Raw genomic sequence first — 13361 nt, forward strand, 5'->3', positions numbered from 1 at the left:
GTGGGGTATCCGCTGGCTACCGGACTGCGCCGGCCGGCCCTTCAGCGGGCTGGATCCGGAGGTGGTCGCCAGGACGCAATGCGGCATCGCCACCGTGCCGCTGGACCACATGCACCCCACGCGCGGCAGTCTCAAGCTGGACGTCACCCGCGTTGGCGCGCTGCTGCCCGCTGAGCGCGAAGGTGCGCTATTCACCCATCCGGGCGGGCCTGGGGCCGAGGCCGACGGGTTCACTGTGCTGGCGGTTTCCCAATGGAAAGGCTACGCCGATCAGCCACAGGGTGAGGCCTATCGGCACCTGCTCGATACCTACGATGTGATTGGAATTACACCGCGAGGGATGGGCAGTGACCCGCAATCGCAGCTGGTGTGCCGATCCGACGAGGAGATCGTTGCGCAAAACGACATCACCGAAGATCGCAGTCCGGCCAATATCGAGGCTATTCGGCATAACGCCGGCGTACTGGCCCGGGGCTGCGCCGGCCAGCACCTGGCGCCTTACATCAATACCGAACAAACGGCGCGCGACATGGAGCTGGTACGTGTGCTGCTCAACGAGCCCCAGCTCAATTACGTCGGCAACGCTTACGGCACATGGCTGGGTGCCTGGTACGCCGGGTTGTTTCCAAAGCAGGTCGGACGCATGGTGCTCGACTCGAGTACGGACTGGACCGCCACCTTCCAGGACGCCTCGTTGGTTCAGGCGCCGGAAAAAGAACGCGTGTTCGCGCGATTTGTTGCCCGGCGCGCCGCCGACGATCCGCACCGCTACCAAATGGGCAGCACCCCGAAGGCAATAGGCGCGGTTTTTCTCGACCTGTTGCCTCCGGTCAGGGTGGCGCTGCGTTCGGACAACGCGTACTACAGCGCGCCCGAATACCTGATGGCGGCCCGCGCACTCAGTCAGTGGCTGCGTGAATCGCCAGGCCTGCCGGACGCCAGGCTGCTGGCCAACGCCCGCGCCCATCGATTCAGCCCCGACCCTGGCGTCAATGCGGCGGCGAAACAGGCCTTTATACGCCTGCTCGACGTCACTCGCCGCCCGTCACCGTGGAATGGTCTGGCGCTCGGCCCCCTGGAGCTTACGCCCAGGCAGTCTGTGCGTAGCACAGTGTTATGCAACGATTCAGTCTCGGCAGACGATGCATTCTGGACCGAACAGGAAAACCAGTACGCCATTCAGTATCCGGTGGGCGGCAGTTTCTTCCCGGCGAGGCATTGCGCCGAGTGGCGCGGCCAAACGCTTGACGGGGTGCCGCAGCGCAAGCTGGCGCAGGTCGACGGTCTGTTTATGGTTCAGGCCGAATATGACGATCAGACGCCCGCAGCAGGTGCCATCAAAGCGTTCAGAAGCGTGCCCGCCGCGCACATGACGCTGCTCAAGGGCGCCTACCGACACGGCGTTTCGTCCTCCGGGTCCAATGCGTGCGTGAACAAGAATGTCGGAGATTTCCTGGCCTATGGACGTAAACCAGACCGCTTCTCGATCTGCTACGAATCACCCTGATCCCGGGTTCAGCCTCGCAGCGCTGTGCGCCAAAGCCGGGCGATGTCCGCCGCGCGCTCGCGCAACAGTCGCGGCGCCTCGCTGCACGCCTGCTCCAGGCTCATCGGCGCCGATGGCAACGCAAACGCGGCATCCACGCCGTGGGCGTACATTTGTTCGTAGCCATCGCCCAGGGTTCCGGCAATCACGATCACCGGGACCTGGTGATGGCGCGCGATACGCGCCACGCCAAACGGGGTTTTACCGCGCAGGGTCTGGGCGTCGAAGCGGCCTTCGCCGGTGATGACCAAGTCGGCACCGCGCACGGCGGCGTCCAGCCCGACCAACTCGGCCACCACCTCAACACCGGCACGAAACTGTGCACCCAGAAACGCCTTGGCGGCAAACCCCAGGCCACCGGCGGCGCCGCTGCCGGGTTCGTCGCGCACGTCTCCGGGCAGCACTCGCGCGCAGTGGTCGGCAAAATGACCGAGAGCGGCATCCAGCTTTTGAACCTGCTCGGGAGTGGCGCCTTTCTGCGGGCCGAAAATCGCCGAGGCGCCATGGGCCCCGCACAACGGGTTATTTACATCCGCGGCGATTTCAACGCGCACCTGAGCCAGACGCGAATCGAGGTTTTCCAGGCTGATGCGGGCCAGGCCTGCCAACGCCAGGCCTCCAGGTGCCAGCGGCTGATCCTGGGCATCGAACAACTGCACCCCGAGCGCTTGCATCGCACCCGCGCCGCCATCATTGGTCGCACTGCCGCCAATTGCCAGAATGATGCGTCGGGCGCCCAGATCAAGGGCCGTGCGGATCAGTTCGCCGGTGCCATAGGTGCTGCTGGAACATGCATCGCGCTGGCCCGGCGCAACCAGCTGCAGGCCGCTGGCCTCAGCCATTTCGATGATCGCGGTGTGGCTGTCGGCCAACCATCCCCAGTGCGCCTGCACCGCAGCGCCCAGCGGCCCGCGCACGGTCTGGCTGCGCAGCTGGCCGTTACACGCAGCGAGCACGGCCGCGACCGTCCCTTCACCACCATCCGCCATCGGGCATTGCACCAGCTGCGCGTCAGGCCAGACCTGAACCAGGCCATCGGCAATGGCCTGGGCGACCCGTTCGGCACTGAGGCTGTCCTTGAACGAGTCGGGGGCGATGATGATTTTCATGGGCGTTCTCCGTTTTTTATAACGCCCATGCTGACAGTTGGCACCGCCGCTGACGCCAGTCCGATGCACAAGTGCGGGTGAGGTTTGTTGTTCATTCTTACAAAGCCTGGGGCAACAACTGCACGCCCAGATACAGCGCAAGCATGCCGTCCAGAGTCAGCGGGTCGACGCCGCTCAGTTCGGCGATCCTTTCCATGCGGTAGCGCAGGCTGTTGCGGTGGATGCCCAGGGCGTCGGCGCAGGCCTGGCTTTGCCCGTCGTGCTCGCACCAACTGCGCAGCGTAGCCAGCAGTTGGCCGTTGCTGTCCCTGGCCAGCACTTTGCGCAGTGGGTTGAGCAATTCGTCCAGGGCGTCATCGTTGCGGTGGCGCCAGAGCATGACCGGCAGGCGATAGCGGTTGAGGAGCAACAGGCGCGTGTGGGGCAGGATATCGCGACCGTAGGCCAGTAAGTCACCGACGCGGCGGTAGCAGCGGCGCAGGCCGGCCAGTCCTTGCGCCTGCCCGCCTACGGCCACCCGCAGAATATTCCAACCCAGGCCGTCGAGCTTTTCCAGCAGGCGTGGGTCGTCGACTTGCAGGGCGGCGGGACGGCACCAGAGCAGGGAAAACTGCGCGGAGCTCACGCACCAGCTGTCCGGATAACGCGACATCAGCCAGGCGCTCAAGGCTTCAGCCGACTGCCCCGCGTCCAGCTCGAACAGGTACGGCGTGCGCGCCAGTTGCGGCTTGAGGCCCAACTGTTGCGCTTCGTCGACCAGACGCGGCGAGTCGCCCGCGTCGGCCAACAGCAAGGCCAGCAGATCGTCACAGCGCTGGCGTCGCCATTGCAGCTCGGCCTGCTGGTGCCGCTGGCTGACCAGCATTTCGGCGGTCATGCGCACCAGTTCGGCGTAGGTGCGCAACCCGTCCGGTTCGCCGGTGATACCCAGTACGCCGATCAGGCGCTGGTCATGCATCAGCGGCAGGTTGATGCCCGGCAACACGCCCTTGAGGTGTTTGGCGGTCTGCCCGTCGATTTCCACCACGCGCCCGTTGGCCAGCACCAGTTGCGCGCCTTCGTGACGGGTGTTGATGCGCTCCGGCTCGCCGCTGCCGAGAATCAGGCCTTGGTTGTCCATCACGTTGACGTTGTAGGGCAGGATCGCCATGGTGCGATCGACGATATCCTGGGCCAGTTCATGATCCAGCTCGAACATGGGGGCTATTTTCCTCGAAACGGGTTGGTCAGCGGCACAGCGCAAAGCGGGCTTGACTGTGCGCGAGCACAAAGACAGTTGCCCATCGCCTCACCGAGACTGTTCAAGCGATCAACGTTACCCTCGCATCGCCAAAAATCATAATAAAGAGAGACTCGCCATGTCACAGAGCGCCGCTGCAGCACTGGCCACCGATGACGATAAAAACGCCATCTACAAGCGCGTAACCCTGCGCCTGATCCCCTTCATTTTTATCTGCTACCTGTTCAACTACCTTGACCGGGTCAACGTTGGCTTTGCCAAGTTGCAGATGCTCGATGCGTTGAAATTCAGTGAAACCGTGTACGGCCTGGGTGCCGGGATTTTCTTTATCGGCTACGTGCTGTGTGGCGTGCCGAGCAACCTGGCGCTGACCCGGTTCGGGCCAAGGCGCTGGATCGCGCTGATGATGATCGTGTGGGGCACCCTGTCCACATGCCTGCTGTTCGTGACCACGCCGACGCATTTCTATACCTTGCGCCTGTTTACCGGGGCCGCCGAAGCGGGCTTCTTTCCCGGCGTCGTGCTGTACCTCTCGCAGTGGTTTCCAACCTTTCGCCGTGGCCGGATCATGGCGCTGTTCATGTCGGCGATTCCGGTTTCCGGCCTGCTCGGCAGCCCGTTCTCCGGCTGGATTCTCAACCACTTCGCGGCCGGCCAGGGTGGCCTTGCCGGGTGGCAGTGGATGTTCCTGTTGCAAGGCATCCCCACCGTGATCCTCGGCGCCCTCGCCTACTTCCTGCTCAGCGACAGCTTCGCCAACGCCAAGTGGCTCAAGCCCCACGAACGCGCGCTGCTGGAAGCCGACCAGGCCATCGACCTGGCGAACAAGCCGAAAACCACCACCGACTCCCTGGCCGAGGTCTTCAAGAACCCGGCGATCTGGGCGTTCGGCCTGATCTACTTCTGCATCCAGAGCGGCGTCTATGCGATCAACTTCTGGCTGCCATCGATCATCAAGAGCCTGGGGTTCAGCGATAATCTGGTGATTGGCTGGCTCAGTGCGATCCCGTACCTGCTGGCGGCCGTATTCATGTTGGTGGTGGGCCGCTCGGCCGACCTGCGCAAAGAGCGTCGTTGGCACCTGGTGGTACCGATGCTGATGGGCGCGATTGGCCTGGTCATCGCGGTGAACTTCGCCACCACCCCGGCGATCGCCATCCTCGGCCTGACCATCGCCACCATGGGCGCCCTCACCGGCCTGCCGATGTTCTGGCCGGTGCCCACCGCCATGCTCAGCGCGGGCGCCGCGGCCGGCGGGCTGGCACTGATCAACTCCATGGGCCAGATGGCCGGGTTTCTGAGCCCCTACATCGTCGGCTTCGTCAAAGATGCAACAGGGTCCACGGACATGGCGCTGTACCTGCTGGCGGCGGTCATCGTCGCCGGCAGCGTGCTGGCGTTACGGATGACGCGCACCTTGAAGGTTTAAAACGCCCCATGGGGGCATAGGTACTACACAACCCTGCAGCCCCCAAACGTAACCACGATGCGAAGCGAGCCGCTCTTGATCTTGATCTGCTCTTGATCTTAGGCGCCCCGTTAAACCACGCTGGCCGAACGCAGGCTTGAATCCGTGGGTAACCCGGCAGGACGCCGGGTTAGCCGCACTGGGCCAGGGATGGCCCATTGCGGCGGCCCACGGATTCAAGCCTGCGTTCGGGCACACCGAGCATTAGCGAGGTGCCGAGTGGTGGGGCAAGAGCGTTTTGCTTACTTTTGCGCTTTTCAAAAGTGAGCCGCCGTCAGGGCGGAACCCTGAGTGGCCGTTACCGCAGAAACGGATATGTACTCGATCTGATCCAACATCCTGGTCGGCCCTGAGGCCGCCATCGGGGGGAAGCCCCCTCCCACATTTGGACCAGGATCGACACAAAATCCTGGTCGGCCCTGAGGCCGTCATCGGGAGCAAGCCCCCTCCCACATTTGGACCAGGATCGACACAAAATCCTGGTCGGCCCAGAGGCCGTCATCGGGAGCAAGCCCCCTCCCACATTTGGGCCAGGCTCGACACAAAATCCTGGTCGGCCCAGAAGCCGCCATCGGGAGCAAGCCCCCTCCCACATTTGGATTGTGAAGCATCCGTCAGCCGGCGCCGTTCAACCTGAAGTGTCCCCACCGCCTGCCAGTCTCGGAACGGATGAAAATGCCGCAGCGGTTTTTACAGAAGCGCTGCCAGCCCCTGCTGAGTGCATGAAAAAACACACACAGCGCTTGTTCCAAAGCGCTCGTGTCTGGTATTGCATGACACACGTTTGCCTGCCATGAGGAGCTCTGCATGATTTACCGCACATTGGGCCAGTCCGGATTAAAGGTCAGCGCCCTGACGCTGGGCACCATGATGTTTGGCGAACAGACCAACACTGAAGACTCGCTGCGCATCATCGATAAGGCCTGGGATCAAGGCATCAACTTTATCGACACCGCCGACGTCTACACCGGCGGACGCTCCGAGGAAATCGTCGGCGAGGCCATCGCGCGCAACCGACAGGACTGGGTGGTGGCGTCCAAGGTCGGGATGGGCCCGGCGGATGGCATGCCCAACCGCAACGGGCTGAGCCGCAAGCGTATGTTCAACGCGCTGGAGGCCAGCCTGGGCCGCCTGGACACCGACTACCTGGACATCTACTACCTGCACCGCGAGGACCCCGACACTCCGCTGGAGGTCACGGTATCAGCGATCGGCGACCTTATTCGCCAGGGCAAGGTTCGCCACTGGGGGTTGTCCAACTACCGCGGCTGGCGTATTGCCGAGGTTATACGCGTGGCCGAACGCCTGGGCGTTGACCGGCCGATCATCAGTCAGCCGTTGTACAACATCGTCAATCGCCAGGCCGAAGTCGAGCAGATCACCGCCGCTGCCGCTTATGGCCTGGGGGTGGTGCCGTACAGCCCGCTGGCGCGGGGCGTGCTCAGCGGCAAGTACGCGCCGGACCTGACACCCGAGCCTGGCAGCCGCGCTGCACGCCAGGACAAACGCATCCTGGAAACCGAATGGCGCGTCGAATCGCTGCGCATCGCCCAGCAGATCCAGCAATACACCCAGGGGCGTGGCGTGGGCATGGTCGAGTTTGCGATTGCCTGGGTGCTCAATAGCGCAGCGGTGAGCTCGACGATTGTCGGCCCGCGCACCGAGGCGCAGTGGGATGCCTATACCGGCGCACTTGAGGTGAAGATCAGCGCGGAAGATGAAGCATTCATCGATTCGCTGGTAACCCCTGGGCACTCGTCCACGCCGGGGTTCAATGATGTGAGTCACTTTGTCTCGGGTCGTACGGTGCGCTCATAGACAACCCTTGAGCCAAAGCGTGTAAAACGACCATTTTCAACCTTTTTCCGCCTTTTGCCCCAAATCAGCGCACCTGAGCCACCAAAAGCACCATAATCTGCCTCTCGATTCTTCCTGTTTATCTCAAATCGGCTTTCGCGAGGACTGCGTGTCTAAAGGTGTTGTGTTATCGGTATCGGCCTCGGTGTTGTTTGCCGTGATGTATTACTTTACGTCGCTGCTCACCCCCCTGAGTGGCCTGGAAATTTTCGGCTGGCGCATGTTGCTGACCGTGCCCTGCATGACCGTCTTCATGGTGGTCAGCGGCGAATGGCGACGGGCGTGGGAGTTGCTGCGCATGTTGGCAACCAGGCCGCGCTTGATCGGCGGCGTGCTGGGGTCCTCCGCGCTGCTCGGCGTGCAGTTATGGCTGTTCATGTGGGCGCCGCTCAATGGGCGCAGCCTGGACGTGTCGGTGGGGTATTTCCTGTTGCCGCTGACCATGGTACTGACCGGACGGCTGGTCTACGGCGAGCAGTTGTCGCGCTTGCAGCAGATCGCCGTGGTGTTTGCCACGCTGGGCGTGCTCAACGAGTTGTATCAGGCTGGCGGGTTTTCCTGGGCAACGCTGGTGGTGATCATCGGTTACCCGGTGTACTTCGTGGTGCGCAAGTACCTGGGCACCGACCATCTGGGCGGCCTGTGGCTGGACATGGCGCTGATGTTGCCGGTGGCCTGGTGGTTTGTACAAAGCGGCGAGCAGGGTTTCGCGGTACTGGATGCGCAGCCGAAGTTGTACGCGTTGATTCCCATGCTGGGCTTGATCAGTGCTTCGGCGCTGGTGAGCTACATCATCGCCAGCCGATTGCTGGCCTTCAGCCTGTTCGGCCTGCTCAGTTATGTGGAGCCGGTGTTGTTGCTCGCCGTAGCGCTACTGCTGGGTGAAGGCATCAAGGGCGGGCAATGGCTGACCTATATCCCGATCTGGCTGGCGGTGATGGTGCTGATGTATGAAGGTTTCAAGCACCTGGTGCGTCAGCGCAGAGCCTGAATCCCAGGCAAAATAAAGCCCGGCCGAAGCCGGGCTTTATTTTTTGCCTAGTCGGCGGTCAATACACCGCGACGCACCTGATCGCGCTCGATCGACTCGAACAACGCCTTGAAGTTGCCTTCGCCGAACCCATCGTCGCCTTTGCGCTGGATGAACTCGAAGAACACCGGGCCCATCAGGGTTTCCGAGAAAATCTGCAGCAACAGGCGCTTGTCGCCTTCGATCGACGAGCCGTCCAGCAAAATGCCGCGGGCCTGCAGTTGGTCCACCGGTTCGCCGTGGTTGGGCAGGCGGCCTTCGAGCATTTCGTAGTAAGTGTCCGGCGGCGCGGTCATGAAGCGCATGCCGATCTTCTTCAACGCGTCCCAGGTCGAGACCAGGTCATCGGTGAGAAACGCCACGTGCTGGATGCCCTCGCCGTTGAACTGCATCAGGAACTCTTCGATCTGGCCTGCGCCCTTGGACGATTCTTCGTTCAACGGGATGCGGATCATGCCATCCGGCGCGCTCATGGCCTTGGACGTCAGGCCGGTGTACTCACCCTTGATGTCGAAGTAGCGCGCTTCACGGAAGTTGAACAGTTTTTCGTAGAAATTGGCCCAGTAGACCATGCGGCCACGATAGACGTTGTGGGTCAGGTGATCGATGACCTTGAGGCCGGCGCCTTGCGGGTTGCGGTCTACGCCTTCGAGGTAGACGAAGTCGATGTCATAGATCGAGCTGCCCTCGCCAAACCGGTCGATCAGGTACAGCGGCGCACCGCCGATGCCTTTGATCGCCGGCAGGTTCAGCTCCATCGGACCGGTTTCGATATGAATCGGCTGGGCCCCCAGTTCGAGGGCGCGCTGGTAGGCCTGCTGCGAGTTCTTCACCCGAAACGCCATGCCGCACACCGACGGGCCGTGTTCGGCGGCGAAGTAGGAGGCCAGACTGTTGGGCTCGTTATTGAGGATCAGGTTGATCTCGCCCTGGCGAAACAGCTGCACGTCCTTGGAACGGTGGGTCGCCACCTTGGTGAAGCCCATGATCTCGAAGATCGGCTCCAGGATGCCCGGGGTCGGCGATGCGAACTCAATGAATTCAAAGCCCATCAGGCCCATCGGGTTTTCGTATTGGTCGGTCATGTCGGGTGCCTCATCATGCTTGGATTAACGACTGGTTATTTACCGGCAAGGATGAGGTCGGCGGGTGGCGCACAGGAAAGGCCTCGCACACTGCGGGCGAGGAAGTCACCAAAAATCAGGGGAGAACCGAGTTGCTTCATGGTGTCATCAGTCTCTGACGGCGAGGCTTGCGTGAGCGCAAGTCCATATTCTTGTATGCGTAAATCGATTCTACACAGCGTAACACTTTTTGTCCGCGCTCTATTTGCCCGTACGCTTATCAAATCCCCATTGCCTTGCCGCGCGCAAGGGCTTTGTCACCCGGGCAGACGCTGTTACGTTTTGCTGAGCGACTTGTGTGAATGCCATCTATCATCGGCATTGTCCCCTTCTTTTTTTTGCACGGCCGCTCCTCTATGCCCTTTACATCCCAAGGCCCACGAAGCCGAGTTGCCCGTTATTGCCTGAGCATCGTCTGCGGCCTGCTCCCCGTTTTATTGGGGGTCGTGATTCTTTATTGGCAAGCCGAGCGCACGCTTGAACAAAGCACTGCGCAAACGGCCAGGGAAGCGGTGCGTCAGTTCGACTTGATGCTCGACAACACCGCCCTCGCCGCCCAGGACCTGTTGCCGCTGGCCGGCTTGCCGTGTGACAACGCGGCAACGCTGGCACTGCGTGAACAGGTCACCCGCCGGCCGTTCGTGCGCGCTACCACCTTGTCCTGGCAGAAAAAGATTTATTGCAGTTCATTGTTCGGCAGCCGGCATAACTCGCCGGTCAACCCGGACGACTATGTTGGCGGGCGTTTGTGGTTGATGAACGGCAACCCCGTCACGCCGGATACCGCACTGCTGGTGTACCGGTTGGTCGACGGTGATCGAGGCGCGTTTGCCTCGATTGACGGTTACCACCTCACCAATGCCCTGCGCCTGATCAGCCGCTACGCCTCCCTGGTGTTAAAGGTGGGCCCCAACTGGCTGGACGCCGACGGCAAGGTCCATACCGACGCGCCGCCGAAGTTTGCCATAGCCCCTCACTTCCTGGCCTCCAACCGCTATCAATACAGCGTCGACGTGGGCATGCCCGAGGGTGAGGTCTGGCGTTACATGCAGGCGCGCTATCCGGCTGTGTTCAGCCTGGTGGTGTTTTTTGGTGTGCTGGCCGGCCTCCTTGCCCATTGGCTGCAAAAGCGCTCTTCGGCGCCTACCCACGAGTTGCAACGTGCCCTGGGCGCCGATGAGTTCATTCCGTATTTTCAACCGGTGGTGCGCGGCGACACACGCCAATGGGCCGGTTGCGAGGTGCTGATGCGCTGGCAACACCCAAAGGAAGGCCTGGTGCGACCGGACCTGTTCATTCCCCTGGCCGAGCACTCCGGGCTGATCGTGCCCATGACACGCGCCCTGCTGCGCCAGACGGCCGCGCAACTGGCGCCGCACGCCGAGCGCTTCAGCCCGGGGTTTCATATCGGCGTGAACATCACCGCGCGTCATTGCCAGGACCTGGCGCTGGTGGACGACTGCCGAGCGTTCCTTGCGGCCTTCCCGCCCGGCCAGATAACCCTGGTACTGGAACTGACCGAGCGTGAGTTGATCGAGCCCACCGACATCACACGGCGCTTGTTCGACGCGCTGCACCAGTTGGGCGTGATGATCGCCATAGATGACTTCGGCACCGGGCATTCCAGCCTGGGCTACTTGCGTCACTTCAATGTGGACTACTTGAAGATCGATCAAAGCTTTGTCGCCATGATCGGTGCGGATGCCCTCTCACGGCATATTCTGGACAGCATCATCGAACTGTCCGTCAAACTCGACCTGGGCATCGTGGCCGAGGGTGTGGAAACAGCGCAACAGTGTGATTACCTCGTCGCAAAAGGCGTGGACTTCCTGCAAGGCTACCTGTTCGGGCGTCCATTACCCGGCGATGAATTCATTAAGTCGGTGACCCGTCAGTGAACAGTCACCGACTGCCTTCACGGCCAGCACGTTATTTAGACAAAAGACATGATTTACTCGAAGTGGATTAACTACTACAATTTTTCTTGCCGGCGATACACTCACAGTCAGGTGTTTTCGTTTGAGTTAGCTTAACCCTCTTGGCTTAAGGCTTTCTTCGCAGTAGATATCAGCTAACTACACTATTGGAGTACAGATTTTGTCCAGACTCGCCGAATTTCGCGCAGCAGAAAAAGCCCTTCAAGAGCAGCTTGCCCAGCTGGAATCCCTGAAGAACGACGCCGGGCTGAAGAAAGAAATCGAATTTGAAGAAAAACTTAAAAAACTGATGGGCAGCTACGACAAGAGCCTGCGCGATGTGATCTCCATCCTTGATCCAAACCCGGCCAAGCGCGGCGCCACGCCTGCGGCCGCACCGAAACAGCGCCGCGCCCGCGTGGTCAAGGTCTATCAGAACCCGCACACCGGTGAGCTGATCGAGACCAAAGGCGGCAACCATCGCGGCCTGAAAGCCTGGAAAGAAGAGCACGGCGCTGCCACTGTAGATTCCTGGCTTCGCGGTTGATTAACATGCACTAATAGAAAGCCCCGCTCACGCGGGTAATGCTGTTCAGTTAAGCGTACATCGCCCTCTGTAGGAGCGAGCTTGCTCGCGAAAAACGTCAACGATAACGCGTGTTTCCTGATTGAACGCGGCGCCTGTGGTTTTTCGCGAGCAAGCTCGCTCCTACAAAAAGCCTTAACTGAACGGCATTACCGCTCACGCGGGGCTTTTTCGTTTTCAGGTTCGCAAGCGAACTTAAATTAAAGTTCACTTTCTTTCGCATACACCCATTCAAAGTTTCAGGCTGTCACGTACTGAATTGACTTCATCCTGACTGGCCTCATACGCTTGCGCCTGGCCCGCATATGAAAACACGTAGGCCTTTTCCTTATCCACCGCGCCCACTAGTGTCTGCGATAGCACATGCCGACCGTTCTCGGTAATCACACAGGTAGTTTCCAGCGCATCAAGGCGGCTCAATGTAGCGGCGTGCATTTTGGTGCACACGCTTTGATAACCACCCTGGGCAAAATCTTTTTGAATGGACTTGCGCATCTCCAGCAACACGCCTTGAAGATTGACTTGGTGCCCGGCCTCAATTGGCGTACCGGTCAACTCCATCACCATCAAGGTCTGGCCATTTTCGTCATTCTTGATCGCACGTTGACGCGTCACGGCCTGGCTCTTTCCGGCGGCGTCGGGTTCAACTTCCTCCACCTGCCAACCGCTGGGCCAATGGATCTCGGGGTCGGTCGCCCATACGAGCGGGCTCGCCAGCAGTAGACACACGGTACTCAACAGCGGTTTACGAAACTCGATCATTGCAAAAAGCATCCAGGGTTCCAGCGCCAAAGTTTGCGGCCCCGGACCCACAGCTCGCAAGGGTTGCGTCAGCTTTTTCATTTGGCGTGACCGGCAAGCCTTGCGTATCATGGCCCATCTGCACGGATGCTTGCCGCAAGCCAAGGGACCGCATTGCCCCATTTTTTTCTGGAGGGCCCATGAGCCTGCACGAACTGAACACTTTCCCCGGCGTTACTGCCCAACCTGATACCGCCACCGCGAACTTCGTGTTCAACCACACCATGCTGCGGGTCAAGGACATCACCAAGTCGCTGGATTTCTACACCCGCGTACTGGGTTTTTCCCTGGTTGAAAAACGCGATTTCCCGGAAGCCGAATTCAGCCTGTATTTCCTCGCCCTGGTGGACAAAGCCCAGATCCCGGCTGACGCGGCTGAGCGCACCCAGTGGATGAAGTCGATCCCTGGCATTCTGGAACTGACCCACAACCACGGCACCGAAAACGATGCCGATTTCGCCTACCACAACGGCAACACCGACCCTCGTGGGTTTGGCCACATTTGCATCTCGGTGCCGGACATCGTTGCGGCGTGCGAACGCTTCGAAGCCCTGGGCTGCGATTTCCAGAAGCGCCTGAGCGATGGCCGCATGAAAAGCCTGGCCTTTATCAAGGACCCGGATGCGTACTGGGTTGAAATCATTCAGCCAGCACCGATGTAACGCCGTGTGACGCAGAGCGTCA

The 13361-nt window shown here is 60.8% G+C and carries 11 protein-coding genes; 7 read left to right on the plus strand and 4 right to left on the minus strand.

Going from position 1 to position 13361, the window contains the following annotated elements:
- Positions 1 to 61 precede the first annotated feature (61 nt).
- On the plus strand, positions 62 to 1507 hold the full coding sequence (locus J1G34_RS06995) for an alpha/beta fold hydrolase (protein ID WP_222993654.1): 1446 nt from the start codon (positions 62 to 64) through the stop codon (positions 1505 to 1507).
- An 8-nt stretch (positions 1508 to 1515) separates the two neighbouring features.
- Here J1G34_RS06995 and J1G34_RS07000 read toward each other — a convergent pair whose 3' ends face one another.
- Both J1G34_RS07000 and J1G34_RS07005 read right to left on the minus strand, forming a co-directional pair.
- Positions 1516 to 2655, minus strand: coding sequence for a glycerate kinase (locus J1G34_RS07000; protein WP_222993655.1), 1140 nt, complete (start codon positions 2653 to 2655; stop codon positions 1516 to 1518).
- Between the two features lie 97 nt (positions 2656 to 2752).
- Positions 2753 to 3853, minus strand: a complete 1101-nt coding sequence (locus tag J1G34_RS07005; RefSeq protein WP_222993657.1) for a sugar diacid recognition domain-containing protein — start codon at positions 3851 to 3853, stop codon at positions 2753 to 2755.
- 160 nt (positions 3854 to 4013) lie between these two features.
- Here J1G34_RS07005 and J1G34_RS07010 point away from each other — a divergent pair, with 160 nt between their 5' ends.
- The 3 genes from J1G34_RS07010 to rarD all read left to right on the plus strand — a co-directional run bounded on the left by J1G34_RS07010 (position 4014) and on the right by rarD (position 8211).
- Positions 4014 to 5324: an MFS transporter gene (locus tag J1G34_RS07010; RefSeq protein ID WP_065892775.1), complete on the plus strand. Its 1311-nt coding sequence runs from the start codon at positions 4014 to 4016 to the stop codon at positions 5322 to 5324.
- An 846-nt stretch (positions 5325 to 6170) separates the two neighbouring features.
- Entirely contained in the window at positions 6171 to 7181 is a 1011-nt protein-coding gene (locus J1G34_RS07015; protein WP_065892197.1) for an aldo/keto reductase, read from the plus strand.
- 148 nt (positions 7182 to 7329) lie between these two features.
- Complete coding sequence (gene rarD, locus J1G34_RS07020) at positions 7330 to 8211, plus strand: EamA family transporter RarD (protein ID WP_065897971.1); 882 nt, start codon at positions 7330 to 7332, stop codon at positions 8209 to 8211.
- A gap of 47 nt (positions 8212 to 8258) precedes the next feature.
- Here rarD and hppD read toward each other — a convergent pair whose 3' ends face one another.
- Positions 8259 to 9335 (minus strand): 4-hydroxyphenylpyruvate dioxygenase, encoded by a 1077-nt coding sequence (hppD, locus tag J1G34_RS07025; protein WP_065892196.1) that lies wholly within the window; start codon positions 9333 to 9335, stop codon positions 8259 to 8261.
- A 395-nt stretch (positions 9336 to 9730) separates the two neighbouring features.
- Between hppD and J1G34_RS07030 the strand changes: the two genes are divergently transcribed.
- Positions 9731 to 11272: an EAL domain-containing protein gene (locus J1G34_RS07030; protein WP_222993659.1), complete on the plus strand. Its 1542-nt coding sequence runs from the start codon at positions 9731 to 9733 to the stop codon at positions 11270 to 11272.
- Positions 11273 to 11471: 199 nt separating this feature from the next.
- A complete protein-coding gene (locus J1G34_RS07035; protein WP_065892186.1) occupies positions 11472 to 11837 on the plus strand; it encodes a histone-like nucleoid-structuring protein, MvaT/MvaU family in 366 nt (121 codons plus the stop codon).
- Between the two features lie 270 nt (positions 11838 to 12107).
- On the opposite strand, the gene J1G34_RS07040 is transcribed toward J1G34_RS07035, so the two are convergent.
- A complete protein-coding gene (locus J1G34_RS07040) occupies positions 12108 to 12638 on the minus strand; it encodes a DUF4946 domain-containing protein (RefSeq protein ID WP_065892201.1) in 531 nt (176 codons plus the stop codon).
- Between the two features lie 179 nt (positions 12639 to 12817).
- On the opposite strand from J1G34_RS07040, the gene gloA reads away from it, so the two are divergent.
- Positions 12818 to 13339, plus strand: a complete 522-nt coding sequence (gene gloA, locus J1G34_RS07045; protein WP_065892185.1) for a lactoylglutathione lyase — start codon at positions 12818 to 12820, stop codon at positions 13337 to 13339.
- The last annotated feature ends 22 nt before the right edge of the window (positions 13340 to 13361 follow it).

It is taken from the genome of Pseudomonas sp. Wu6, assembly GCF_019891515.1.
Lineage (GTDB): Bacteria > Pseudomonadota > Gammaproteobacteria > Pseudomonadales > Pseudomonadaceae > Aquipseudomonas > Aquipseudomonas orientalis_A.

Coding starts and splice junctions, on each gene's coding strand:
- J1G34_RS07000 (WP_222993655.1), bottom strand. CDS start 2,655: ATGAAAATCATCATCGCCCCCGACTCGTTCAAGGACAGCCTCAGTGCC.
- J1G34_RS07005 (WP_222993657.1), bottom strand. CDS start 3,853: ATGTTCGAGCTGGATCATGAACTGGCCCAGGATATCGTCGATCGCACC.
- J1G34_RS07010 (WP_065892775.1), top strand. CDS start 4,014: ATGTCACAGAGCGCCGCTGCAGCACTGGCCACCGATGACGATAAAAAC.
- J1G34_RS07015 (WP_065892197.1), top strand. CDS start 6,171: ATGATTTACCGCACATTGGGCCAGTCCGGATTAAAGGTCAGCGCCCTG.
- hppD (WP_065892196.1), bottom strand. CDS start 9,335: ATGACCGACCAATACGAAAACCCGATGGGCCTGATGGGCTTTGAATTC.
- J1G34_RS07030 (WP_222993659.1), top strand. CDS start 9,731: ATGCCCTTTACATCCCAAGGCCCACGAAGCCGAGTTGCCCGTTATTGC.
- J1G34_RS07040 (WP_065892201.1), bottom strand. CDS start 12,638: ATGATCGAGTTTCGTAAACCGCTGTTGAGTACCGTGTGTCTACTGCTG.
- gloA (WP_065892185.1), top strand. CDS start 12,818: ATGAGCCTGCACGAACTGAACACTTTCCCCGGCGTTACTGCCCAACCT.